Source organism: Ancylobacter polymorphus (assembly GCF_030813495.1).
GTDB classification, from domain to species: Bacteria; Pseudomonadota; Alphaproteobacteria; order Rhizobiales; family Xanthobacteraceae; genus Ancylobacter; species Ancylobacter polymorphus.
Genome location: NZ_JAUSUI010000011.1, coordinates 136,410 through 151,550, shown reverse-complemented (window position 1 = coordinate 151,550; position 15,141 = coordinate 136,410). Strand labels below are relative to the sequence as shown.

Annotated in this window: 12 protein-coding genes, 1 tRNA gene and 1 pseudogene; 9 read left to right on the top strand and 5 right to left on the bottom strand. The window is 67.2% G+C overall.

Annotated features, from left to right (window positions below):
- The first annotated feature begins 434 nt into the window (after positions 1 to 434).
- Positions 435 to 1,109, top strand: coding sequence for an SH3 domain-containing protein (locus J2S75_RS20910; RefSeq protein ID WP_307022925.1), 675 nt, complete (start codon positions 435 to 437; stop codon positions 1,107 to 1,109).
- 70 nt (positions 1,110 to 1,179) lie between these two features.
- Here J2S75_RS20910 and J2S75_RS20905 read toward each other — a convergent pair whose 3' ends face one another.
- The 3 genes from J2S75_RS20905 to J2S75_RS20895 all read right to left on the bottom strand — a co-directional run bounded on the left by J2S75_RS20905 (position 1,180) and on the right by J2S75_RS20895 (position 3,881).
- Positions 1,180 to 1,740 (bottom strand): hypothetical protein, encoded by a 561-nt coding sequence (locus tag J2S75_RS20905; protein ID WP_307022923.1) that lies wholly within the window; start codon positions 1,738 to 1,740, stop codon positions 1,180 to 1,182.
- Positions 1,741 to 1,824: 84 nt separating this feature from the next.
- Positions 1,825 to 3,150: an ATP-binding protein gene (locus tag J2S75_RS20900; protein ID WP_307022921.1), complete on the bottom strand. Its 1,326-nt coding sequence runs from the start codon at positions 3,148 to 3,150 to the stop codon at positions 1,825 to 1,827.
- A gap of 11 nt (positions 3,151 to 3,161) precedes the next feature.
- Positions 3,162 to 3,881 (bottom strand): response regulator, encoded by a 720-nt coding sequence (locus tag J2S75_RS20895; protein WP_307022935.1) that lies wholly within the window; start codon positions 3,879 to 3,881, stop codon positions 3,162 to 3,164.
- 260 nt (positions 3,882 to 4,141) lie between these two features.
- Between J2S75_RS20895 and J2S75_RS20890 the strand changes: the two genes are divergently transcribed.
- The 4 genes from J2S75_RS20890 to J2S75_RS20875 are packed head-to-tail and all read left to right on the top strand — an operon-like array spanning position 4,142 to position 7,515.
- A complete protein-coding gene (locus tag J2S75_RS20890) occupies positions 4,142 to 4,414 on the top strand; it encodes a hypothetical protein (RefSeq protein ID WP_307022919.1) in 273 nt (90 codons plus the stop codon).
- Positions 4,415 to 4,451: 37 nt separating this feature from the next.
- Complete coding sequence (locus tag J2S75_RS20885; RefSeq protein ID WP_307022917.1) at positions 4,452 to 5,654, top strand: efflux RND transporter periplasmic adaptor subunit; 1,203 nt, start codon at positions 4,452 to 4,454, stop codon at positions 5,652 to 5,654.
- Positions 5,651 to 6,814 (top strand): ABC transporter permease, encoded by a 1,164-nt coding sequence (locus J2S75_RS20880; RefSeq protein ID WP_307022915.1) that lies wholly within the window; start codon positions 5,651 to 5,653, stop codon positions 6,812 to 6,814. Before J2S75_RS20885 ends, J2S75_RS20880 begins: the two co-directional genes overlap by 4 nt.
- A complete protein-coding gene (locus J2S75_RS20875; RefSeq protein ID WP_307022913.1) occupies positions 6,811 to 7,515 on the top strand; it encodes an ABC transporter ATP-binding protein in 705 nt (234 codons plus the stop codon). Before J2S75_RS20880 ends, J2S75_RS20875 begins: the two co-directional genes overlap by 4 nt.
- A gap of 552 nt (positions 7,516 to 8,067) precedes the next feature.
- On the opposite strand, the gene J2S75_RS20870 is transcribed toward J2S75_RS20875, so the two are convergent.
- Positions 8,068 to 8,886: a metallophosphoesterase family protein gene (locus J2S75_RS20870; RefSeq protein WP_307022911.1), complete on the bottom strand. Its 819-nt coding sequence runs from the start codon at positions 8,884 to 8,886 to the stop codon at positions 8,068 to 8,070.
- 351 nt (positions 8,887 to 9,237) lie between these two features.
- Here J2S75_RS20870 and J2S75_RS20865 point away from each other — a divergent pair, with 351 nt between their 5' ends.
- Together J2S75_RS20865 and J2S75_RS20860 are read left to right on the top strand one after the other, a co-directional pair.
- Entirely contained in the window at positions 9,238 to 10,842 is a 1,605-nt protein-coding gene (locus tag J2S75_RS20865; RefSeq protein WP_307022908.1) for a CYTH and CHAD domain-containing protein, read from the top strand.
- Positions 10,843 to 10,865: 23 nt separating this feature from the next.
- Positions 10,866 to 11,102: pseudogene (locus J2S75_RS20860) on the top strand (recombinase family protein); the annotation flags it as partial.
- Positions 11,103 to 11,212: 110 nt separating this feature from the next.
- On the opposite strand, the gene J2S75_RS20855 reads toward J2S75_RS20860, so the two are convergent.
- A tRNA-Ser gene (locus J2S75_RS20855) sits at positions 11,213 to 11,302 on the bottom strand.
- A 710-nt stretch (positions 11,303 to 12,012) separates the two neighbouring features.
- On the opposite strand from J2S75_RS20855, the gene J2S75_RS20850 reads away from it, so the two are divergent.
- Together J2S75_RS20850 and J2S75_RS20845 are read left to right on the top strand one after the other, a co-directional pair.
- Entirely contained in the window at positions 12,013 to 12,711 is a 699-nt protein-coding gene (locus tag J2S75_RS20850) for a L,D-transpeptidase (protein ID WP_370874181.1), read from the top strand.
- Positions 12,712 to 13,174: 463 nt separating this feature from the next.
- Positions 13,175 to 15,118 carry a glycosyltransferase family 39 protein gene (locus J2S75_RS20845; RefSeq protein WP_307022906.1) on the top strand — a complete coding sequence of 648 codons (1,944 nt, stop codon included), beginning with the start codon at positions 13,175 to 13,177 and terminating at the stop codon, positions 15,116 to 15,118.
- Positions 15,119 to 15,141: the final 23 nt, after the last annotated feature.

Below are 15,141 nucleotides of genomic sequence, written 5' to 3'. Positions count from 1 at the left end.
AAGCACAGCAAAACACTTCTTCACACCCCAAACAAAACCCCGCCCGTGACACCTCACAGGCGGGGTTTTGCTGTCTGAGCCCGGGAAAACAGGGCGCAGCCCAAAAGCCCCCGCGCACACGGCGCGATGACGCCCTCCTAATTTCCCGCCAGTCCTAACTTAGGCCATGCTTCGGCGGATGGCAGAGGCCACCGGCCTTCGTGCCCCTTCCCGCGGCTTGCCAGACCCTCCGCAGCGTGAGGGCGGCCGATCCCCCACGCGACTCGGCCCGCCAAAGAGGCCGAATCCGATCGCCAGCGATACGGGCACCCGCTCATTCCGCCTCCGTTGTCACAAACTGCAACGGACGCGAGACACGCAGGCGAGGTCGGGGACCTATCAGGGTGGCGGAAAAACAGACGCTGCCTACGGGCGGCGCGCATCGGGGTTCCGCCATGTTCAGAACGCTTCTCTTCGCTGCCGCGCTCACCGTTGCCGCCATATCGGCGGCCAGCGCCGCGACCACTTCTGTCGCCGTCACCAATGTCAATCTGCGTGCCGGCCCGTCGACGGTCTATCCCGCCGTAACCGTGGTGCCGGCAGGCGCCGCCATCACCACCTTCGGCTGTGTAGCCGGCTATAGCTGGTGCGACATCGGCTTCGGGCCTTATCGCGGATGGGTGGCGGCAGATTACATCCAAGTGGTCTATCGCGGGGCGCCGGTCGTATTGACCGCGCCCGTGGCGCCTGCGCTTGGCATCACGGTCGTGACGTTCAACCGCGCCTATTGGGACCGCTACTATGTCGCCTATCCCTGGTACGGGCGCTGGGGCGGCTATCCGCCCTATGGCGCCGCGCGCGTGACGTCGGCCAGCCGCTCGGTTTCCTGCGCAGGCGGCGCCTGCGTCGGAGTCCGCAGCGCCACCGGAGTTTACGGCGGCGCGACGGCCCAGACGCGCGTCTGCACCGGCGGCGCGTGCAGCTCGACCCGGGTCACAGCCGGTCCGAATGGCGGCATGGCGGCGCGCACGCGCACCTGCGCCACCGGACAGGGCTGCACGACCAATCGCGCGGTCGTCGGCCCCGGCGGCACTGTGCACACCGGCTCGCGCAGCTTCCAGCGCCGGTGATCGGGTGTCACCTGATAAAGAGAGACCGGGAGCCCGCGCCCCCGGTCCTTTGCCCTTCGGCTCGCGGCCGTCAGAGCGGCAGGCCAGGCGCCTCGCTGCGGCGCCATTGCAGGAAACGGACGATACGCTCGACCAACGCCTCCTGCATCTGCTTGGCCATGCTCATCTGTTCGGGCGTCAGCGCCGCTTTCAGTCGGGAGACTGATTCCTGCAATGCGCGGGCGTTTTCCGCCCGCTCGATGGCCGCGCTGGCCATGTCCTGCACGAGGTCGAAAGCCTGCGCCTCGGCGCGCCGCTTCTCGTCCGCCCAGCGCCCGAGCCGCTCGCCTGAGGGCAGAAGCGCAATGAGCGCCGTTGTATAGCCGCGCCAGGCATCCATCTGGTCGCTCCGGATGCCGAGCGCGGTTTCCTGCGCCGAGAGCAGCAGGCCGGCAATGAGCCGAACGGCCGTCGGATCCACGGCCGGTCCTGGTTCGCTCACGAACGGCTCCTGCTGGCAAGCCCAGGGCCCGGCGGGCCCGGTCAGATCCTGTGCGCTCCCGGGGGTGGGCATGACGGCCGCTGCCAGGCCGATGAGGGCCGCTCCGCCGCCTATCGGTGTGGTCAGTCCGGTCGGGAATGTGGCACTCATGGCGTCGAGTCCTTTGCCGTTGAGGAGGCGGCAAGGGTGAGCGGCCAAGGTATCGGCACTCAAACCGCGGCATATCGATTTGTTTCAGCCCGCGAGTTCCGCCCGCGGCAACCGGACCCGGACGGCAAGCCCGCCGCGCGGACTGGTGTCCAGTTCGACACTGCCCCCGTGCCGCTCGACCAGCCGGCGGACAATGGTCAGCCCGAGGCCGGTCCCGCCGCTGTCACGATTGCGCGAACATTCCAGCCGATGGAACGGCTCGAAGACGCGCTCGCGCTCCTCAGCGGGGATGCCGGGGCCCTCGTCCTCTATGACGAGCACGGTGCGTGCGTCTTCTGCTTCGATGCGGATGAAGGCACGCTCGCCATAGCGCAGCGCATTGCCGACGAGGTTGGCGATGACGCGCCCGAGTGCCTTCTCGCCCATGACGACCGGCACCGGGCCGTCCGGAAGGTCGAGCACGATGCCGGCGTCGCTCTGTTCGTCGACATAGCGGCGCAGCGCGGCGGCGAGGTCGGCGCCGCCCGGCTCCGTCGGGGTGAAGGAATCCTGCGCGAAGTCGAGTGCGTCTTCCACCAGCGCCTGCATGGCTTCGACATCGGCGATGGCGCCGGCCCGATGGCGGCTCTCCGGCATCATCTCGACGCGCAGGCGCAGGCGGGTGAGATAGGTGCGCAGGTCATGCGAGATCGCGCCGAGCGTCAGCGTGCGGTTGCGCACCAGCGCGCCGATGCGCTCCTGCATCGCATTTACCGCGCGGATCAGCGTGCGCAGCTCCGGCGCGCCGCGCTCGGGTATCGCGACAGGGGCGATATTCTCGCCAACCCGGTCGACCTCGCGGGCGAGGCGCGTGATCGGCCGCATCTCGCGCGCGACTGCCACCAGCGCGGCCAGAGCGACAAGGACGCCGAACAGGCCGGCGAAGAAGCCGATCGGCACTCCGAGCAGCCGGACGGTGACGCGGTCCTGGATGTCGAGCCAGAGATAGCCGCCGTCGGCCAGTCCGACATAAACGCCGAGCATGTCGCCGCGCCCGTCTTCGCTGGGTCCGTCGAGGCGCACGAGCACTTGCCGCCCCGGCGCACCACGCAGCGCCAGTGCCGTCCGGATGGCGCGCTCGATACGTCCGATGCCTTTCTTGGGGTCGAGATCATCGGGCAGCGCGGGAATGATCGTAGCGGTGCGGCCATTCTCGCTGAAGGCTTCCACCAAAGCAGGCCGAAGATCGGCCGGCACCTCGTCGACAAGCAGGGCCAGAGACGCGATCTGCCGCGGCAGCGAAGGCGGCGCATCGCCGAGAGCCCGGCGCCCCTCGCCCTCGCCGAAATAGAAGGCCAGCGCCACGAGCTGGATGGCGAAGAACGCCACCGCGACGATCAGGATGATGCGGGCGAGCAGGCCGAGACGCATGGCAATTCGCCTCAGACCTCGTGCACGTCAGCCGAAAACAGGTAGCCGACATTGCGCACCGTGGTAATCGGTTGCTCGGCCTCGCCGAGCCCGCGGGCCAGCTTGCTGCGCAGGCGCGACACGGTGACGTCGATGGTTCGGTCGAACGGGTCGCCACCGGCGCGCCCGCGTGTCCAGTCCAGCAACAGGTCGCGCGAGAGCACGCGGCCGGGCCGTTCGAGGAAACAGGTCAGCAGGTCGAACTCGGCCGTGGTCAGAAGCACACGCTGCCCCCTCTCGTCCGTTACCGTGCGTGCGTCGAGATCGGCAATGAGCCCCGCGAAACGTCGGCGCCGTCGCTCTGGCACGCCTGCCGACAGGGGACCTGACGCACGGCGCAGCAGGGCGCGGATGCGCGCGAGCAATTCGCGGGGGTGGAACGGCTTGCCGAGATAATCGTCGGCGCCAATCTCCAGCCCGATGATACGGTCGATATCGTCATGCTTGGCCGTGAGCATGAGGATCGGCACCCGGCTTCTGGTCCTGAGCCTCCGGCAGATCGACAGCCCATCCTCGCCCGGCAGCATGATGTCGAGGATGACGAGGTCGGGCATGCCGCGCGTCAGCGCCCGGTCCATCAGGGCGCCGCTGCCGACCGCCTCGACGTCATAACCCTCGCCGCCGAGGAAATCGACGAGCAGGCTGCGAATGTCGCGGTCGTCCTCGACCAGAAGCACTCTTGCGGCTGTCATGGCGCTGGCATGACAGCGACGACGGAGCCGCGCAAGCCGTCCCCACGGCGTCGATACAAACTGCAACAAAAAGCGCCGGCGCGGAGACACGGCCGCAAAACCTCCGGCCGATACTCGCTTCCGTCGCCGTGCGCAGCACACCCGTTCCCGGCGGCACGGCGGGCGCGAACCTGCCCGCCATGGAACCCGTTGCGGTCGGCCGCCCCCTGGCCGGGTGGGTTCATAGCCCTGCGCCCCAACCCGCCAAAGGAGCCGATCTCATGGATCCTGCGTTCTTCCTTCGCGCCGGCGTCGTGCTGGCTTTCGCCACCCTGCTCGGCGCCGCCTTTTCCGGCGCCGCCGCGGCACAGAATGTCTCGCGTGCACAGGCACAGGCTGTCCGTGCCGCCTGCGAGGCGGACATCCGCGCCACCTGCCCCGGCGTGCGGCCGGGCGGCGGGCGCATCCTAGAGTGCATCAAGGCCAATCCCGACAAAATCTCCCAGCCCTGCAAGGACGCTCTCATCGCCGCCAAGGCCACATCCACCCAGTGATCCGCCCCGGCCGCCCTTTTCCCCGGATATCCCTGTCATGAACGTCCAGCCGGGCCTCGACCCGTTCCTGTCGCTGGAGGCACCCCTCCCGCGCCCGCGTCGTCGCGATGGGCTTCGGCTGACTATCCTCGCGGCGGCGCTACTGGGGATCGGATTCGTCGGCCTGCGCTATTTCTATCCGCATGCGGTCGAGGGCGAGATTTTGCGCCCAGCCATGCTGGATGTGGAACTTCAGGGCCCCGGCACATTGTCGGCCTTGACCGAGGCCAGTGTCGGCAGTCGCATCCAGGCCCGCATCGAGGAACTCGCCGTCGACCGTAACGACGTGGTCGGCAAGGGCGAGATACTCGCCCGCCTTGCCTTCGATGACCTCAGCGGCGAACTCGACGCCGCCGAGGCGAGCGCCAATGCCGCCGAGCGCGGGGTGGCCGCCGCGCAAGCCGAGCGCGACCACGCCGTCGCAACGCTGGAAAAAGCGCGCGCGACGCATGAACGGCAGGTCGCGCTACTCGCCAAGGGTGTCGCCAGCGAAGCCGGGCTGGACGACGCCCTCGCCGCCCGCCGTCAGGCGGAAGCTGACTTTGCGCGCGCCGGCCGCGCCATCGAGCAGGCCGAGGCAGAGCGCGATGCCGCGAAGGCGCGAATAGCCATTGCCCGCGTCCAACTCGACGACAGCGTGCTGCGCGCGCCGATTTCCGGCGTGGTGGTGTCGCGCACGCACCATGTCGGCGAGGTGCTGGCGCCGGGCAGCGAGCTGCTGCACCTTGTCGATCCGGAAAGTCTTGTTCTGACCGCGCGCCTGGATGAGAGCGCCATATCCGCTGTCCTGCCGGGACAAGAGGCGGAGATCACCTTCACCCGCGCCGAGAACTCCATCCCCGGCCACGTTCTCAGGCTCGGGCGAGAGGTCGACCCGGAGACGAGGGAATTCGAGATCGACATCGCGCTCGATGCGCTTCCCGTCAACTGGGCGCTCGGCCAGCGCGCCATGGCGCGCATCATCATCGAACGGCGCGGCCCGGTACTGACCGTGCCAACATCGTTTCTTGTCTGGCGCGACGGGCGCCCAGGCGTATGGGTCGCGTCCAGCGGCCGGGCGCAATGGCGCGAGGTAACGCTGGGGGCGGTCGGAGCGAAGCGCGTCGAGATCCGGCGCGGCCTCGATGCCGGCCAGGAGATCCTCAGACCTGACGACCTCTACCCATTCATGCGCGTGCGCCTCGCCGGAACTGACCCATGAATCTGGCGCTGAAAGATACGCTCCACGCGCCGACCCGCTTCGCGCTTACCGCACTCGGCGTCGCCTTCCTCGTCATGGCGGTGATCGGCATGATCGGCCTCTATCGCGGCATCGTCGAAGATGCGCTCCTCATCATCGACCGGATTGATGCCGATCTCTGGGTCGTGCAGGGCGAGCGCGCCGGGCCCTTCGCCGAAGGCTCGGCGGTGGCGGCCGATATGGACAGGCGGGTCGAGGGTGTGCCGGGCGTCGCGGATGTGCGGCGCTTCACCCAGTTCAGCCAGCAGTTCAGCTTCGCCGGTGCCCCGCATCGCGCCACCGTGACCGGTGTCGACGTGCCCCGCGACGATGGGCGCTGGCTTTCGCTCGCGGAAGGCCGCTGGCTTGGCGGCAGCCGCTATGAGGCCGTGGCAGATGGGAGCACCGGCCTGAAGGTCGGCGACCGGATACAGCTGGCGCGCGACGTCTATACCGTCGTTGGCCTTACGCGGCACATGGTCGATTCGGCCGGCGACGGACTGCTTTTCGTTGGCATCAATGACGCGGCGGTCATCGCGCGACGACGCACATCGGAAGAAATCCATCTGGCGCGTGCCGCCGGGACCGGCACTAGCGCCGTGAGCGCCGATGCGAGCTCGGTGGCGCAGGACAGCAAGATCTCCGCCGTGCTGGTGCGGCTCGACCCCGCCGCCGACCCCGCACGTGTGATCGCCGTCATCCAGCGCTGGGGCGACGTGCGGGTTATGACCACGGGCGAGCAGCGTGACCTGATGCTCAATGCCCGGCTCTGGAAACTGCGCCTCCAAATCCTGACCTTCACCGGGATGATACTCGTCATCACCGCCATCGTGGTTTCGCTCATCGTCTACACCATGACGATCGAGAAGCTGCACGAGATCGCGCTGCTCAAGCTGATGGGCGCGCGCGAGAGCGTCGTGGTCCGTCTCATCGGCCAGCAGGCCGCGCTCATCGGCATTGCCGGCTACGCGCTTGCAGTTGTTCTGGCCTGGATGATCTTCCCCCTCTTCCCGCGCCGCGTGGTGATGCTGCCGCCCGATCTTGCACAGATCGCGCTCGTCCTAGCCCTTGTCTGCGCCGCCGCGGCGTGGGTCGGCATTGTCCGCGCCTCGCAGGTCGAGGCACGCGAGGTGTTGTCGTGAGCGGCCCATCCGTACTTTCGGTGCGCTCGCTCACGCGCCACTACGCTACCGGTGCCGGGCCGGTACGCGCGCTCGACGGCGTGTCACTCGACGTTGCCGCCGGCGAACTGGTCGGCATTTTCGGGCCGAGTGGCTCGGGCAAAAGCACCTTCCTCATGCTGGCCGGGCTTCTGGAGAATCCGACCTCCGGCGAGGTCTGGCTGGCGGGCCAGAGGGTCTCCCATGCCGGGGCCGACCTCGACGCGCTGCGCGAGATACGCCGCAGACGCATCGGCTTCGTGTTCCAGAAGGCGAATCTGATCCCCTTCCTGTCCGCAGTGGAGAATGTCGCACTGGCGCTCGAAATCGCTGATGTGGCCCCTGCCGATGCCCGTGCCCATGGCCGGCGGCTGCTCGCTGCGCTGGACCTCGCGCATCGTGCCGAGAGCCTGCCGGCGAGGCTTTCCGGCGGCGAGCAGCAGCGCGTGGCGGTGGTGCGGGCGCTCGCCAATGCACCGCCGCTGATCCTTGCCGATGAGCCCACGGCGGCGCTGGACCGCGTGCGCGGCCGTCAGGTGATGGAGATCTTCCGCCGTATCGCCGCTGCCCATGGAACGGCGGTGGTGGTGATTACCCATGATCCGCGCTCGACCGACCTGTTCGACCGCATCGTTCACTTCGAAGACGGGCGGATGTGTGCGGGGAAGGTGGAGCAGGACTGATGCTCGACCCGCCATGCTTGCGCCCAGTAATGCGACACCGGCCACGGATTGATCGAATGGTATGGATTGCAAAACCTCCGTCGTTTCAGCCGATTGGCTGAAATTAGCCGGCACCATGAACGAAACGAACGGCACGGGCGCGAAACCGCATCAAGGATGACGGGCGCGGCGTGCAGCCGAGGCGTCGTCGTCGACTGTCCGGCGCTCTCCTGAACCGAATCACGCAATGGCGGCGGGGCGGTCGGCAAGCGGGCCGCCGGTGACAATGACGTGCGACAGGCGCCTGCTACCCATACCGGTATCAACCCAAGTCACTTTGAGTCGACGGATATGCGCTCCGCGAGGCTAACGGCGGCGTTTGGGCGGCAATCTCGTGGGATATCGAAGAACGGCACATAATGGCGACAAATGGCGGGCCGCGAGCGACCAAGAGAACGACGTCTTCGCTGTAGCGCTATGACGCGTGCCGACCGCGTCTAAGCTCCCGAAATTATTCCCTGTTTCGTCCGACATCTTCGCCTCATGCTCGACGCCGGATAGCCGGTTGCGCTATTACGGCTTGCTCGACAGAAACTCCTTATGATCACCCTCAATGACGAGCGCTGTGAGGCGACCCGTCCGATAGGCGCCGGTATCGATGCCGATACGGTTGATCCGCTCTTCCGGCCTCGCGGTGATCGTGTGGCCGTGAACCACGACCTTTTCCAGCGGCATCAGGGAGTTCAGAAAGGGAGCGCGCATCCACAGAAGATCGTCGCGCTCCTGCCGATCCAGCGATGTGCCGGGACGCACCCCCGCATGGCAGAAGAAATAGTCGCCATAGGACACGGCGAATTGCAGTCCTTTGAGGAACTCCACGTGGTCGGCGGGAACCGCCGCCAGCAGCTTCCGATGCACGCTTTCGAGATCAGCCTGCGCCTTCAGCTTCGAGCGGCTGAGCTTCACGCCATAGGAGCGCGCGGTGGCGTTGCCGCCGCTATTGACGAAAACGCCCTCGCTGCTGGGGCGCTCGAGAAAGGCGAGAAATTCCACATCGTGATTGCCCGCGAGCGTGATGTAGCGGGAATCCGCGGCCTGCAGCGCAATCAGACGCTCGATCACCCCCCTGGAGTCGGGGCCACGATCCGCATAGTCGCCGAGGAAGATGACCCGCCAGTCGTCCGGCTTTGAGCGTGCGAGGTCATCCTCGATCTTGCGCAGAAGCTTGTCGAGCAGAGACCGGCACCCATGGATGTCGCCGACCGCGTAGATCCGGATTCCCTCAGGGCCGCGCGCCTCGGCAAGGGTGACAAGCGGAGTTTTCCAAAGCCCGAAAATTCTCTTTCGACTCCAAGTCGCGCCGACGAAACGATCCGTCGTGCCGTGGAACACGCCCCTTTCAGGCACCGCGTCCGTTGGATGGCAGAGGCCCTCCGCCGGTTCCGGGCCTGGCGACGGGGTCGGGGCCGGAAGCCTGGGAGTCGATGCCGAGGTCCGATCTGCCCGAACCCCACCTGATGCCAGCCGCCCTGAATGTCAAGCGCGCGTCGTCTTGTTGGCGCCTCCGACCCGGCGTTCGGCCAACGGCGGCGCCCGCCGCGCGGGCTCGACCAAGGCGTGCCGTCGCTAATGCTACTTTTTTGTGACAGTCCGAGCCGCTATCCGTGGCGCTAAGGTCGTCGGGAAAAATGCCTACCCGCGGCAACCGAGCCGGCGCGTGTCCGGGTGAAGCGGAGTGTCGACATGCCGGAACAAGTGCCTGAAATTCAACCGCAAGACGAAATGCACCCGCAGGGGCCGGCGGGGCCCGGCTATGAGATCGAACTCAAGCTGCTCACCGATTCGGCCACACTGCAGCGCCTGCTCGTGGCGCCCGTCATTACCCGCAACGCCACATCCAAGGGCGTCGTGCGGCGTCTGGAAGCGACTTATTTCGATACCGCCGATTCGGCGCTCGCGCGCCGGGGCGCGGCGCTGCGCGTTCGGCGCAGCGGCCGGCAGTTCGTGCAGACGCTGAAGCTGGCCTCGCAAGGCGGTCCGCTTCAGCGGCGCGAGATGGAAGCCCGCGTGCCGGATATGGGACTTCAGCTTGACGCGCTGCCCCTGGCCGATCTGGGGGCGCCGTTCACCACATTGGCCGCCGCCGACCTCGTGCCGGTGTTCACCACCAAGATCCGGCGGCACACCCAGCTCGTCGCCTTCGGCGGCGCCGTGATCGAGGTCGCGTTCGATGAGGGAATGCTGAACGCGGGCACCAAGGCCGAGGCGGTGTGCGAGATCGAGCTGGAACTGAAATCGGGCGGAGCGGGCGCGCTCTACGAGTTGGCCTTGTCCCTGCTGGAGCAGGGGGCCTTTCGTATCGGCTTCCAGAGCAAGGCCGAGCGCGGCTACGCGCTCGCCTTTGGCGGCTCGCCTTCGGCCGAGAAGGCCTTCGCCACCGGCCTCGGCCCGACAGACAGCACGGACGACGTGGTCGCTAAGGTCTTGAGTGCGTGCCAGGCGCATGTGATGGCGAACCTGATGGCGGCGCATCATGGCCAGGACCCGGAGGGCGTCCATCAGCTGCGGGTTGCGCTGCGGCGCCTGCGCACCGCCATCGCGCTGTTCAAAAAGGAAGTTCCCGCCTCGGCGCTCCAGACCCTCGGCCTCGCGGCAAAAAGGCTGGCGAGCGCGCTGGGGCCGGCCCGCAACTGGGACGTGTTCGCCACGACGACCATCGCCGAGATCGAGCGCGCCAATCTGCCCGGCATCGACTTTACCGAACTCCGATCCGCCACCGTGCCGCCGCGGGCTCTTAGCTATCAGGCCGTGCGCGCGGACCTGATCGACCTTGAATGCACGCGCTTCCTGCTGTCGCTCGGCCGGGTGATCGAGCGCCGGAGCTGGCGCAACGATATCGGCCTCGACGCCCTTGCCGTGCTCACCCAGCCGGCGCGCGATTTCGCCGGGCGCGGGCTGACGCGGCTGCACCGCAAGGCGTTGAAGCAGGGCCATAATTTCCGCAAGCTGGGGCCGGTCGCCCGCCATGAGCTGCGCCTGACGCTGAAGAAGCTGCGCTATGGCGCCGAGTTCCTGCTGCCGCTTTACGACCGCGACGGTGCGGCACGAAAATATCTGAAGCGGATGTCCCGGCTGCAGGACGTTCTCGGTACCGACAACGATATCTCCACCACGCAATCCCTGCTGCGCGAGATGGAGGACAGCACGTCGAACCCGCAGGTCCACAAGGCCATCGGCGCGATCACCGGCTGGCAGGGACGCGCCCGCATTGAAACCGCCGAGGCGCTGCGGCGCACATGGCGTAAATTCATCGATGTCGAGCCGTTCTGGCACGGCCAGCCGGGCTGAGCCGCACCCCACCATTCCCTTGGCTCGTCTCATTGGGGCAGGCCCTGGAAGGCAAGGGCGTCACGCTCCGTATTCTCTCCATGAACGTGGACACCTCCACGCTCACCGGAAAGCTCATGCTCACAATGTTAGGTGGCATCGCGGAATTTGAGCGCGACCTGGTGCTGGAGAGGCGGCGCGAGGGCATCGCCAAGGCCAAGGAGGAAGGCAAGTACAAGGGGCGTGCCCCCACGGCGCGGCGCCAAGCTGACGAGGTGATCTAGCGATACAAAATTGGAGGCGCATTCTGGGGGCGCAACCTATTTGCGCTCCACCGGAAATTGGGTCTAAGCTATTGAAATATAACAGCCTGATAGGCCCCTGGGGGCGCTGGCGGAGAGGGTGGGATTCGAACCCACGGTACGCTTGCACGCACAACGGTTTTCGAGACCGTCCCGATCGACCACTCCGGCACCTCTCCGCATGCGGGCGCGGGGTCAGTCGCGCTGAGGAGTGGGCTCCATAGCCGAGCCACGTGCTCCGCACAAGTACCCATGCCGTCCGACTGGCGATTCATGGCTTCCTTCGCCAGCATCGAGAAGACCGCCTCCGAGAAACATGGAACAAGGGATGCGCGCGCCGCCCGGATTCCGGCGGAAGTGCGGGCACGGCACCGGTGCGGCTAACCGGCGGCGGATAGGTATGAGTGAGTCATCGCAGCAGGCGAGGATCGGCAGGGACTTCGGCCATCCAACGCTTGGGGCGACCCAGATTTCCGGCCGTACCGCCCTATCGGCGATGCGGTGCCGCGCGACGCCGGCACGAGGCGCGCCATCGCCAACGACCGAGCGAAGCCGCCACGGCCGCGGTCGATCCGGATGCCGTGTCGGTTCGGTCTCGCCCGAAGAAAACGCCTAAAGCACCAGACTGGGTTATTTCTGGAACCTTGGAAATGAGCGACCCGCCGAGCCTTGACCCTGCCCCGGTGGAGAGCGCTCGCAAGCGCTGCATCGGGAGCAGGAGGCCTTGCCGGTAAGGCTTTATGGCGTGTTTATGGCATCATCGGCCGCGTCGGGCGCAGTGCAGGGCTGCGCTTGCCAGTGTGGCGTCGCGAGCGTTATCTCCTGGTATGGTGAGGCAAGATGCCCCGTGGGCCGGCCTCTTTTTGCGCGCCTTATGGGATAACCAGAGATGATGAGCGACAGTCGCACAGCCGGCGATGGGGTTGCGGGTGCCCGCAGCCGGGTGGGCGGGATCAGCCGCCGCGGCTTCCTCGCCGGCTCCGCGCTCAGCCTTGGCGCGCTGGGTCTGGCGGGCTGCGCCAACCCGGACGGGATGAGCCTCGCCGAGGCGGCCAAGGTCTATGGCCCGGTGCCTGAGGAGAAATTCCCCATTCCGGCGGTGGATGTCAGCAAGGTCAATCCGAAATACTTCCGCCGCACCGTCCGCTACGAAACCGACGAGGCGCCGGGCACCATCATCGTCGACCCGAAGAATTACTATGTGTACCGCATTGAGGGGGACGGCATGGCGACCCGCTACGGCGCCAATGTCGGCCGCGAGGGCTTCCTTTGGAGCGGCGACGCCTATGTCGGGCGCAAGAGCGAATGGGCGACGTGGACACCGCCGAAGGAAATGATTAAGCGCCAGCCGGAGGCGGCCAAATATGCCCGCGGCATGCCGGGCGGCCTCGACAATCCGCTGGGTGCGCGCACGCTGCATCTCTACCAGAACGGCGTCTACACGCTGTACACGATCTACGCGACGAGCGATCCGGAATCGATTGGCTCGGGCGTCACCAGCGGCTGCGTCGGGCTTCTGAGCCAGGACATGATCCAGCTCTATAACGAAACCCCGGTGAAGACCAAGGTGGTGGTACTGCCCGCCTAGGCGGGCAGACTGTGCGTGCGCAGGGGGCATCGTCAGCCTGAAGGCAATTGCCGCTAGCCGCGTCATGCCGCGCCGCTCGCCTGACATCTGCCGTCTGACGGTACGTTGGACCTGCGGAGATCCTGGCCAGCACCTGCCGAGGTCAGCGCCCCTCTTTGGTGCCCGCTGTCTTTTTTCAGTGGAAGCGGGAACCGTCAGCAAACTGTCAGCGCTTCTGCCCGAAATTTGCCGCGAGGGCGGTATGGTGATGGCGTCCGCCAGGGGCGCCGTCACGGTCCGCCCGGTCAAGCGGGTGAAACGAATGGACGGCAGCGCGGGGCGCCCGATCTCGGGCGACGGAGCATCCTGGACGGGTGCGGGGAACGCCCCTCCAATGTCGTCAGGCGTCCCGCGGGCCGGGTCCCTCCGGCGCCTGCGGGACGAGGTGGCGCACCTGCTTCCTCTACACGGGGTACAGCCTTTCATGGCGGCCGGCCTGGTCGGCATGGGAATCGATCTCCTCGCCTTCCTGGCGCTGCTCGGCCTCGGCCTCGGGGTGATGAGCGCGCAGCTTGTCAGTTTCGGACTGTCGACATTCTGCCTGTTCGGGCTGAGCCTGCGGTGGGTGCTGCCGCGCCTCGGCGGAACGCTCCTTCCACCCAAGACTGAACTTTCCGGGCGCATCGCCGTGGTCGTCCTGCTGGCACTGGCGCTGCGGAGCGGGGTGCTGGCGAGCGCCGCCGCGCTTGTCGGCCTGCCCGCGCCCCTCGCCATCCTTCCCGCGATTGGCGCGACCGCGATGGTGAACGTACTCGGTGCGGGGTTCTTCATCTGGCCGGGGGCGCTGGCGCCCCTCTCGCGGACGGCGCGCTGGCGGCTCGCCGCCGTCGGGGTGGTGGCCTATAGCGTCGCGCTACGGCTGATGTATCTCGGCGTTACCGAGCTGATGCCGCAGGAGGCCTATTACTGGAACTACGCCCAGCATCTCGATATCGGTTATCTCGACCATCCGCCGATGGTGGCGTGGCTGATCTGGATCGGCACCGGGCTGTTCGGCAATACCGAATTCGGTGTCCGCATCGCGGCCTGGCTGTGCTGGGGCGCGACTGCCTTCTTCAGTTTCGGCCTGGCCGTACGACTATTCGGTCGTTCCGCCGCTTTCGTCACCGTTCTGCTGGTCGCCGTACTGCCCTTCTATTTTGGCACCGGCCTTGTCATGACGCCCGATGCGCCGCTAACCGCCTTCTGGGCCGGGACGCTGTATTTCCTGGAGCGGGCGCTGCGCGGTGGTCAGGCGAAGGCCTGGTGGGGCGCCGGCCTCTGCCTCGGCCTCGGCCTGCTGTCGAAGTATACGATCGGCCTTCTGGTGCCGGCATCGTTTCTGTTCATGCTGATCGACGTGCGGGCGCGGGCGTGGTTCCGGCGGCCGGAGCCCTATCTCGCGGGCCTTGTTGCCGCGCTGGTCTTCTCGCCCGTCATCATCTGGAATCTTCAAAACGACCTGGCTTCCTTCGCCTTCCAGAGCACGCGCCGGGTGGGCGGCAGTTTCCGCTTCTCGCTGCCCGAACTGATGCTGGGCATTGCCGGCCTGTTGACGCCCATCGGGCTGATGGCCGCCGTCGGCGTGCTGTGGCTGCGCGAGCGGGGCGTCCGGCGCGCGGCAGTGGCCGCTGAAGTCCAGGAGGTCGACCGGCGCCGCTGGCGTTTCGTCGGGGTGTTCACCCTCGTCCCGCTTTCGGTTTTCGTTGTCTTCAGCCTGTTTCACATGTCGCGGCTGAACTGGACGGGGCCGCTCTGGCTGGCGGTCCTGCCGGCGGTGGCGGCCAGCCTCCTCGCGGCATCGAGCCACATCGGCGGGGCTCAGCGGTGGCTGCAGCGCGCCTTCGTGCCCACCATTGCCATCACGCTGGTGCTGTGCGGTCTCGGGCTGGGCTATCTCGTCGCCGGCCTGCCGGGGCTGCAGCGGTTTTCACCATTTCCCGCCGTGCCGGTCGCCTGGCGTGATTTCGGCGCGCAGGCGGCAAGCCTCGCCGAGGAGGTGAGGGCGTCCACCGGGGAGGAGCCGGTACTGATCGGCCTCGACCTCTACAATGTTGCGAGCCAGCTTGCCTTCTATGCCGCTGGACCGGATGCCGTGCACGGCATGTCTGTCGGGCGTGGCGTTCTCGGCCAACCCGCCCTCATGTACGGCTATTGGTACCGGCCGGAAACGGTTGGCGGCCGGCCGGCCGTGCTGTTCGGCTTCTCCCAGCGGCAGATCGAGAACCCCCTCCTGCCCAGATCTTTCGATGGGCTCGGCGAGGTGCAGCGGCGCGACGTGACGCGCGATGGCCGCGTGGTGGGCCACTTCTTCTACCGGATCGGGCGCCTCAAGGCGCAGCCGGCCGTGGACGGCTCGATTTTCGCGCTGCCATCCACGGCCGACTGATCCAGCCACGCGGGCCGCCGCCG